The organism is Leifsonia sp. HAY1-4F, assembly GCF_056755275.1.
This window is the reverse complement of the sequence record NZ_JBNDHX010000198.1, coordinates 1-972: the sequence shown is the minus strand read 5'-3', so window position 1 is coordinate 972 and position 972 is coordinate 1. Positions and strand designations below refer to the sequence as shown.

General features: G+C 71.3%; 1 protein-coding gene. It reads right to left on the bottom strand.

The window, feature by feature from the left end:
• The coding region (locus ACPYOG_RS19165; protein ID WP_481295728.1) for a tyrosine-type recombinase/integrase at positions 1 to 774 on the bottom strand (774 nt) is incomplete at its 3' end.
• Positions 775 to 972: the final 198 nt, after the last annotated feature.

Here is a 972-nt window from a genome sequence, read left to right as displayed (position 1 = left end):
GGTGTGGCGGAGGGCGTGGGGTCCGGAGGGACCGCGCCCAGGGATATCGGCCAGGAGCCCGGCCACCAGTTGGTAGACCGCGCGGGTGCCCAGTCGCGCTCCCCGGGTTCCGAGGAACAGGGCAGGACCCGACGCAGGAACAGCGAACCGCGGTCGCCCCTCGCGCAGCCACGTGCGGAGGGCTCGCAGTGCCGGCACGCCGAACGGAACCACGCGCTCCTTCGATCCTTTGCCGATCACGCGCACCGTCAGGCGATCGAGGTCCACATCGTCGACGTCGAGCCCGGTGAGCTCGGAAACGCGGATCCCTGCCGCATACAGGAGTTCGATCACGGCCACATCCCGCACCGATTCCGGGTCACCGTCGTCCGCCCGCGCGGCCAGCGACTCCAGGATGCCGTCCATCTGCTCCCGGGTGACCACCCGAGGGAGGGTCTTGTCCGCCTTCGGCGCCCGAAGCCGGGCCGCGGCATCCACGGACTCGCCCGTCCCACCGGTCCCACCGGCGACGCGTGCCAGCCAGGCGCTGAAGCCCCGCGCCGATGCCGAGCGCCGGGCGAGCGTCGCCTTGGCCAGTCCGCGCTGGGAGCCCTCCCACAGCCAGTCGCGGTACAGGTCGAGGGTGAGTCCGGCGGGAGTCTCCACGCCCCGTTCCCCCGCGAACGCGGCGAGCGCCGCCAGGTCCGCCCGGTATGCGCGGATCGTCTGAGGCGAGTACCCCCGCTCCACCCGCAGGTGACTCTCGTACTGCTCGATGGCGGACGACAGATTCACCTGTTCAGCTTCGCCCCGCCCGTCGTCCTTACCCGTCAGCGACGCGCCCGGAGGGCCCTGCCCAGCGGCACGGGCGATGAAGGCCTCGTATCGCGAGTAGCTAAGCGCTCAGCCGCGGATAGTCCGTGTAGCCTTCTGCGCCGGCGCTATAAAACGTGGCCGGCTGGGGCTCGTTCTCGGGATGCGCACCCTTCCAGC